Origin of the sequence: Flavobacterium sp. (assembly GCF_028712645.1) — a bacterium.
GTDB lineage: Bacteria > Bacteroidota > Bacteroidia > Flavobacteriales > Flavobacteriaceae > Flavobacterium.
Map to the genome: position 1 here is coordinate 1 of NZ_JAQTPQ010000146.1, position 8870 is coordinate 8870.

An 8870-nucleotide genomic window follows, 5' to 3' on the forward strand; every position below is an offset into this window, starting at 1 on the left:
AAAGGTCAAAGGTGCTGAAGCTGCATTCCCACTTGCATCTACTGCTGTCCAAGTGATTAGATTCGCACCTGCAAGCAATTGTATGCCTGTTAATGATCCTGTTCCGCTAAGTGTTGTTGCTCCCGAGACGGTATAGGAAAGAATAGTTCCAGTACAATTATCGGCAATAATTGGGTCAAATTCAGAACCTTTTACCACATAATAACACAAACCTGAATCTTCATTAACACTTGAAGTTGTTGTAGTTGCAGATGCTGTAATCGTTGGTGCTGTATTGTCAACTACTGTCACAGTTGCATTGCAAGTACTAGTGTTTCCTGCAGCATCTTTAACAGACATTACAACAGTATTATCTCCTTTGTTCGAACAGTTGAAAGTTGTTTTGCTAAGTGTTATAATTAAACTTCCTTGAGCAGTACAATTATCAGTAGAACCATCATTAACATCGGCTACTGTTAATGTAGCAACACCCGAACCATTTAAATAAATAGTTGCAGGTTTACAAGTCGCAACTGGAAATTCACTTTCAGTAACCGTTACATTAAAGGAACAAGGAGTACTTGTATTGTTTGCCAAATCTTTGGCAGTATAGGTTACTGTGGTTGTCCCAATAGGAAAAACATCTCCTGGCAAATGTGATTTTGTCCATACAATACTTCCGGAAGCGGTGCAATTATCAGTTGCTGTTGGCTCTGTCCAAGTGGCAATTCCTGTACATAATCCAGTAGTATTAACAACTGTAATATTTGTTGGACAACCGCTGATAATTGGTTTTTGAGAATCGACAACCGTAACATCAAAACTACAAACATTGCTTATATTTCCAGCAGCATCAGTAGCTGTATAGGTTACTGTGGTTGTCCCTGCAGAAAACAAGGTTCCTGGAGTATGTGATTTTGTCCAAATTAAATTTCCAGAAGCGGTACAATTATCTGTTGCTGAAGGCTCTGTCCAAGAAACTATTGAAGTACATACACCTACTCCACTTGATTTGGTAATATTTGCTGGACATCCAGTAATTACTGGTTTTTGAGAATCCGTAACAGTAACATCAAAACTACAAACATCACTTATATTATTAGATGCATCAGTAGCTGTATAGGTTACTGTGGTTGTTCCAATAGGAAAAACCGAACCTGGTGTATGTGATTTTGTCCAAACTAAACTTCCAGATGAAGTACAATTGTCTGTAGCCGTAGGTTCCGTCCAAGTAACCACTGCACTACAAAGATTCGTGTCATTTGTCTGAGTGATATTTGAAGGACAATTCGAAATAATTGGTTTTTCATTATCTGTTACTGTCACTGTGAAACTACAATCGATATAATTCCCAGAAGCATCGGTTACTCTAAAAGTGTTCGTAGTAATTCCAGAAGGGAAAGTAGCTCCAGAAGCTAATCCTGCTATTTGTGTAGTTATTGCTCCTGCACAATTATCAGCTCCAACAGGTGCTGTATAGATAACTACTGCACCGCAAGTTCCAGTAGTTACATTCGCCTCAATATTGGCTGGACAACTTATCGTTGGCAACTCATTATCAGTTATTGTTACTGTGAAACTGCAAGAAGTTTTGTTCCCTGAAGCATCAGTAGTCTCGAATGTATTTGTGGTTTCTCCAACAGGAAAAACACTACCTGAAACCAATCCTGCTGTTTGTGCAGTAGATGCTCCAGAGCAATTATCTGTCCCAATTGGTGCAGTATAGGTAACTACTGCTCCACATTCTCCAGCATCTATATTTTGAGAAATATTGGCTGGACAAGTAATTGATGGTGGCTGTACATCATTTATCGTAACCGTAAAACTACAACTTGCTGTATTTGGTATTGAAGCTCCATCAGCAACAGTAACGTCAACATTAGTTACCCCTTTATTAAAAACAGCATTATCTAAAGAAGCTAAAACCGTTCCTGTTGTTGCACCACTAAGTACATACGAAATGGAAGCTACTGTACAATTGTCACTTGCTGTAACATCCCAAGAAGTTCCACTTTTAGTATAAGTACAAACTCCATTATCCGTATTTACAGTTTGGTTTGCAACACAGTTTACTATTGGATTTACTGTATCAGTAATAGACACATTAAAACTACACTGCGCTGTTAGACCAGCCCCATCAGTAACTGTCCAAGTAACAGTTGTGGTTCCTGGTTGAAAAACAACACCGTCAAGATTTGTCCCAGTTCCAGATGTTGCTCCTGAAAGTGTATATACAGTTGATGCTACAGTACAATTATCTGTCCCAACAGGATTCCAATCGGTTCCTGATTTGGTGTAAGTACAGCTTGCACTAGCAGGAACGTTTTGATTTGATACACAACTTATAGCTGGATTAATATTATCAATCAAAATAGCTGTAAAACTACAGGAATCAAAATTCCCTGAAGCATCTGTAGCTGTAATTGTTACCGTTTGATTGGTGTTATGTCCAGATATTAGTGTTCCTGCGACAGGGCTTTGAACCAAAACAATCGAACCTGTGGCTGTACAATTATCACTTACCGTCACTAAACTTCTGTAATCTGGTAAAGCCGCAGAGCAACCTGAAGTAGGATTCGGATTAATAGTTTGGTTTGCAGGACAAGTGATAACTGGTTTGACATTGTCAACATTTACTGTTAGGGGCTGTGAAATTGTACAACCAAAACTGCTAATTGCTCTTACTGTATAAGTTGTATTTGAAACGATTGAAGTGATATACGGTAAATCGCCAATTTTAGTAGTATTGGCTTGATTCCATAATTCATAAGTACTACCATTAGTTGCAGTTGCCGAAATCGTAAAGTTAACTCCTGGACAAACTGGCGAAACTGGATTTACTGTGACACTTAAACTAGTTGGAAGCGGATTTACATTTATTGTAAATGTTGCAGGATTAACCGGCAAAGAAGTACTGTATTGATCTGTAACACTAACTAAGGTGTAATTTGTACTTGATGTTGGTGATACTGATATTGCATCTCCTCCATAACCAGGACTTTCTGGGTCTCCATTACTGGTATAATTATTAACCGTAAAATTACTTGTCCCATCCGAATAAACTACAGTATATGGACTAGCACTTGCACTAATTATAACCTGAAAGGTAGTGCTTTGACCTTGACAAATAGTTGTAGCTCCAAGGTTCGTTATGAAAGCATCAACTTGTGCGTAGGACTGCTGCACAAATCCGAATGTTAGAAACAATCCTAGAAAAAGCATTCTAGACAAATTTTTAACAATACTGTTATTTTGTTCTATTCGGGTAAGTAGATATTTTTTCATAATACTTAATTTATGCTTGGAAAATATATGGGGTAAAAAGATTTTTATTTTATAATGCTTAAAAAAACTAAGGTCTTAAGTGCAAAACCTTCCAACGAAAAACATAAAGTCTTTGTTTTCGTATTGAATTTAATATCACATTAAATATGACTAATGAAAATAAAATAGTGCAGAAATGGAAGAATTCAATAAAATTATACTCCCAAAATAATTTTGAAGTAAATAATACTGAAGTTATAATTTGTGAAATGAAAAGCTTAAAAAAATAGAGCGAGTTTCTATCTGTATAATATATAACAAATAGAAAATTTACTGCTAAAATTAGGAGAACATATTTTTGTAATAAAATAAAAAAATAAGTAAAAATAGGCATAAGCACTGCTTTATAAAATTTCCATTCTTCAGATTTATGAATCTTAAAATCTAAAAGACAACTACCGTTAAGCGAATAAATCACATTGGTAATCCCCATTTTTTTTAATTAACATTCCAATCAGTAAATTAAACCATCTGTTTGATTATCAATCAATTAACAACTTTATCGATTTAAAAAAAAATGATTTTAAACCACATAATTTTATTACAAAAACACCAATCAATGTCGTTTATCCGATAAAAACGCAGTTTATCCGATAAAGATACCGTTTATCGACATTAAATCATATCATTTAAATCATTTTTTATGTAATTTAGAAAGATTAAAAATAGCAGCACATCAAAAAATCATTAAGTATCTTGGTGCTATTTTTATTGATAAGTTGTAAAAAAACAGCTATAACAGGAATGGAAAAGTGTCCTTAATTATTAGCGTTGAATAATTAATATTTCAACTTCATATTTACACCGAATTAATTAATTCCTAGCCAAGACCATTTAAAGGAAAATAATAACAAAAATTAAATAGGTTACATTCAACAACATCATTAAATTGAAAATACAGTAAACCAAGAAACCTCAATATAATTTCAAAAAGTTAAAATCAGCTATCCTAAAGACTTAAGATTTATTTTACTCAAAAAATTTTAAATCAGAATTATAAAAAACCAAAAAAACTGACTTTACTACACAAAAAATCCTCATAATCAAATGATTATGAGGATTTTTTATAAGCTATAAATTATGTTTTATTTTTTACTTTTTTTCTTGTTTATTTCAAGTTCACGAATATAATTCACCAATTTCCAACGTTGATCCTCTGTCAATAATTCTTCGTAAGTAGCCATTGGTGCTTTACCGTGTGTAATTTTCCAGAAAATAGCACCATCTGTTTCGTTTACAACTTTCAAAGCAAGAAAATTGGCAGGTTTTTTCTCAAGACTCAAACCAGCCTCTCCATTACCTTCTCCTTTTAAACCGTGACATAAAACACACATTTGGCCAAAGATTCGCTTTCCATCAGCCGTTGCACTCCCATTCCCTATAAATGGATTTTTGATTTTATTTGCATATTCTGGAGCAACCCAATTATTGTTATCTTGTGCTACAATCTTATTACTAAACATAAAAATTAATGTCATTACTACTAAAAAAGAACAATTTTTTTTCATTGGAATAAAGTTTAGATTAAGTTAAGTAAAGTTACTACAGTTTTTTGATAAAATTAATGATATTTATCACAAATTAATCAAAATTGCAAAAAAATTAAACAATTTGACAATTTTAAAAAATTGAATTTAAACACTATTAATTCATTAAATACAATGATATAAATTTAAATTTATCCATCCTAAACTTTTTTAAACATTTGTGTTTTAAACTACAAAATATAATCCGTATTGATAAAATTTGATTCTTTACTATTCAATAATTCTTGCAAAATGGCATTATTGTAATCGTTATCTTTTGAAGCCACAAAGGTTCTAATTGAAAAAGAGCGCAACGCATCGTGAATACTCAAAGTTCCAACAGCCGAATCTTTTCTTCCGGTAAAAGGAAAAACATCAGGTCCTCTTTGACAAGAACTATTCAAATTTACTCTACAAACTAAATTAATTAAAGTATCGATTAGTGGTGCAATTGTTTTAATGTCTTTTCCAAATAAACTTACTTGTTGTCCATAATTAGATTCCGCCATATCATTCAACGGTTCTTGAATATCCTTGAAAGTCAAAATTGGTACAACTGGACCAAACTGTTCTTCGTGATACACACGCATTTCCTTATTTATTGGGTACAAAACCGCTGGAAATATAAAATTATCCGAAAGCTCTCCTCCTTTTGCATTGATTACTTTTGCTCCTTTGCTCATAGCATCATCTATCAATTCCTGAATGTAAGCTGGTTTTTCTCTTTCTGGCAATGGCGTAAGCGAAACTCCATTTTCCCAAGGATTTCCAAAACTAAGCGCATCAACTTTGGCTGCAAATCGTTTATTAAATTCACCGGCAATTGATTCGTGAACGTACAAAATTTTCAATGCTGTGCAACGCTGCCCGTTAAAAGATAATGAACCAGCAACACATTCCTGAATTGCCAAATCTAAATTAGCATCAGGTAAAATAATAGCTGGATTTTTAGCTTCTAAACCTAAAATTAAACGTAATCTATTTTTGTTTGGATGCAAATCCTGCAAAGCAATCGCCGATTTACTATTTCCGATTAAAGCTAAAACAGAAACTCTTCCAGATTTCATTATTGGCGATGCAACTTCTCTCCCGCGACCATATAATATATTGATAACTCCTTTTGGAAAACTGCTTTTAAAAGCTTCTAATAAAGGTGAAATTAATAAAACTCCATGTTTAGCTGGTTTGAAAATCACAGGATTTCCCATAATTAATGCTGGAATTAACAAGGAGAAAGTTTCGTTTAGAGGATAATTGTATGGCCCAAGACACAAAACAACGCCAAGTGGCCCACGACGCACCATCGCATTGATTCCTTGGACTTTAGAAAAATGAGCACTACGGCTATTTAATTCTTTATAGCTTTCGATGGTGTCATAAATATATTCTACAGTTCGATCAAATTCTTTTTCAGAATCACCCAATGATTTTCCAATTTCCCACATCAGCAACTTCACTACTTCACTTCTTGTGGATTTCATTTGAGTAACAAAATTATCCATACATTTTATACGATCAGCCACTTTCATTGTTGGCCACAAACCTTGACCATTATTAAATGCGGCATCGGCAGCATCGACAGCTTCCATAGCTTCTTTTTTTCCCATAAACGGAATGGTACCAAGCAAAGTTGGTTCGTATTTTTCAGTAGATGAAATCGTTGAATAGACAGGAGTAGTTTCTCCTTTCCATTTTTTTAATTCGCCATCGACTAAATAAGTATCTTGAATAAGTAAAGAGTTAATTTGAAATTCTTGAGGTATTGCATTCATTATAAAGTGTTTTTATTTTAATTATAAATAAAAAAGAGGCTTTGGCCTCTTCTAATTTTCTGGCGAAACTATTTCTCCATCCCATCCTAAAAATCCTCCAAGCAAATTGTAGGTGTTTTCAAAACCTAAGTTATTCATTGCATCGCAAGCTTTTGCACTTCGAGCTCCTGAACGACAATAAACATAATAGTTTTTAGATTTATCTAACAGTTCTAATTCTTGAATAAATTCCAGCTCTTTGTAAATATCAATATTTATGGAGTTTGGAATAATTCCTTCATTGCATTCATTTTCCGTTCTAACGTCTAGTATCACTGTGTTTTCATCAGATTCCAGTTGAGAAACCCAATCTTCTTGTGTCAAATTCATCGTTTTGTTTTTGGTAAAAATACAAAGTTTTCACCTAACAATCTACAGTCGTTTTGTGAATTATTTATGTCTAAAAACAATTATCAAGTCCAAATTTTACTAAATAAGATTCCTCAATTTATTAATTATCAATACATTATTATTATAAAAATGAAAATTTCCACCATCCGTAATTAGAATTAAAAAATAAAACCGAATACGATTGCGAGAAATGAATTATTTTCAAAAAAATTTTATTTAACAAAAAAATAACAGACACTTGTATATACAATTAAAATTATTACTACATTTGTACCTACAAATTACATATATACAAATATGAAAATTGAAGAAGAAATAAAAAGCACAGTTCCTTTAGATAATTCGAAAAAAATTATTCTAAATATTTTGTACACACAAAATGTTGTAGCTGATAAATTCAATGAAATACTTAAACCCTACGAAATATCAGGAGAACAATATAATGTATTGAGAATACTTAGAGGTCAAAAAGGGAATCCTGCTAATATGTGTGTAATTCAGGAACGAATGCTGGCCAGAACGAGCAACACTACTCGATTAGTTGATAAATTATTATTAAAAAATCTAGTCACTCGAAATGTTTGTCCAGAAAACAGAAGAAAAATTGAAGTGTTAATCACCCAAAAAGGATTAGATGTTTTAACAGAATTGGATCCAAAAGTACTAGAACACGAAAATTTCTTCTCAAAAAATTTAAATGCAGAAGAATTAGAATTATTAAATCAATTATTAGAAAAATTCAGAAATCAATAAACACAAACAATAAATTATGAGTACTTTTTTAGACAACCAAAACTGGAGATATGCAACAAAAAAATTCAACTCCACAAAAAAAATCACAACTGAAGATTTAAACACCTTAAAAGAAGCCATTCGCCTGAGTTCTTCTTCTTATGGTTTGCAACCTTACAAAGTTATTATTGTAGAAAATCCTGAATTAAGAGCAAAATTACAACCTGCTTCTTGGGGACAATCGCAAGTAGTTGATGCGTCACACCTTATTGTTTTTGCTAACGAGATTAATTTTGGAGAAACTAAAATTGATGCTTTCATAGATAATGTTAGTAAAACTAGAGGTATTCCAACTGACGCTTTATCAGGTTATAGTGATTTGATGAAAAACAACATCCTTTCATTAACCGACGAAATGAAAAACAACTGGACATCGAAACAAACTTATTTAGCATTAGCAAATTTATTGAATGCAGCAGCTGAATTAAAAATTGATGTGACTCCAATGGAGGGCTTTGTACCCGCTCAAGTAAATGAAATTTTAGGATTAGAAGCATTAGGTTTAAACGCAACATTACTAGCTCCAATAGGATACAGAAGCGAAGAAGATGCAACACAACATTACAAAAAAGTAAGAAAATCAACCGAAGAATTATTTATCACACTTTAATTATTAACAAACAAATTTAAAACAATGAAAAACATAAAATCAATTGCATTAGCATTAATAATAGTTTTATCTACATTATCAGTAACAGCACAAACTAAAAAAGTGGATGCTTCTAAAAGTTCTATCAACTGGTTAGCAAAAAAAGTAACAGGACAACATAACGGAACCGTAAATATTAAAGATGGTGCTTTAGTTTTTAAAGGAAAAAAATTAGTTGGTGGAACTTTTACATCTGATATGACTTCATTAACTTCAACAGATCTTACGGGTGATTGGTTAGCAAAATTGAACGGACACTTGAAATCTGATGATTTTTTTGGTGTTGAAAAATTCCCAACATCAACTTTAGTTTTCAAGACAATTGGAGCTAAAGCAAAAGATGTTTATACTGTAACAGCAGATTTAACTATAAAAGGAATAACAAACCCAGTTACTTTTGACATCACAGTAAACGGAAATACTGCTACTACAACTTTA

7 protein-coding genes are annotated in these 8870 nt (G+C 32.6%); 3 read left to right on the plus strand and 4 right to left on the minus strand.

Annotated elements, in window-relative coordinates:
* The 4 genes from PHC28_RS11710 to PHC28_RS11725 form a co-directional block, all read right to left on the minus strand.
* On the minus strand, nucleotides 1-3264 hold a 3264-nt coding region (locus PHC28_RS11710; RefSeq protein ID WP_300100441.1), incomplete at its 3' end, for an HYR domain-containing protein.
* Nucleotides 3265-4388: 1124 nt separating this feature from the next.
* Nucleotides 4389-4811 (minus strand): cytochrome c, encoded by a 423-nt coding sequence (locus tag PHC28_RS11715; protein WP_300100444.1) that lies wholly within the window; start codon nucleotides 4809-4811, stop codon nucleotides 4389-4391.
* Between the two features lie 209 nt (nucleotides 4812-5020).
* On the minus strand, nucleotides 5021-6601 hold the full coding sequence (locus tag PHC28_RS11720) for an NADP-dependent glyceraldehyde-3-phosphate dehydrogenase (protein ID WP_300100448.1): 1581 nt from the start codon (nucleotides 6599-6601) through the stop codon (nucleotides 5021-5023).
* Nucleotides 6602-6652: 51 nt separating this feature from the next.
* On the minus strand, nucleotides 6653-6970 hold the full coding sequence (locus PHC28_RS11725; RefSeq protein WP_300100453.1) for a rhodanese-like domain-containing protein: 318 nt from the start codon (nucleotides 6968-6970) through the stop codon (nucleotides 6653-6655).
* Between the two features lie 318 nt (nucleotides 6971-7288).
* On the opposite strand from PHC28_RS11725, the gene PHC28_RS11730 reads away from it, so the two are divergent.
* The 3 genes from PHC28_RS11730 to PHC28_RS11740 all read left to right on the plus strand — a co-directional run.
* Nucleotides 7289-7744, plus strand: a complete 456-nt coding sequence (locus tag PHC28_RS11730) for a MarR family transcriptional regulator (RefSeq protein WP_300100456.1) — start codon at nucleotides 7289-7291, stop codon at nucleotides 7742-7744.
* Nucleotides 7745-7760: 16 nt separating this feature from the next.
* Nucleotides 7761-8393, plus strand: a complete 633-nt coding sequence (locus PHC28_RS11735) for an NAD(P)H-dependent oxidoreductase (protein ID WP_300100459.1) — start codon at nucleotides 7761-7763, stop codon at nucleotides 8391-8393.
* Nucleotides 8394-8417: 24 nt separating this feature from the next.
* The coding region (locus tag PHC28_RS11740; protein WP_300100462.1) for a YceI family protein at nucleotides 8418-8870 on the plus strand (453 nt) is incomplete at its 3' end.

Coding starts and splice junctions, on each gene's coding strand:
- PHC28_RS11715 (WP_300100444.1), bottom strand. CDS start 4,811: ATGAAAAAAAATTGTTCTTTTTTAGTAGTAATGACATTAATTTTTATG.
- PHC28_RS11720 (WP_300100448.1), bottom strand. CDS start 6,601: ATGAATGCAATACCTCAAGAATTTCAAATTAACTCTTTACTTATTCAA.
- PHC28_RS11725 (WP_300100453.1), bottom strand. CDS start 6,970: ATGAATTTGACACAAGAAGATTGGGTTTCTCAACTGGAATCTGATGAA.
- PHC28_RS11730 (WP_300100456.1), top strand. CDS start 7,289: ATGAAAATTGAAGAAGAAATAAAAAGCACAGTTCCTTTAGATAATTCG.
- PHC28_RS11735 (WP_300100459.1), top strand. CDS start 7,761: ATGAGTACTTTTTTAGACAACCAAAACTGGAGATATGCAACAAAAAAA.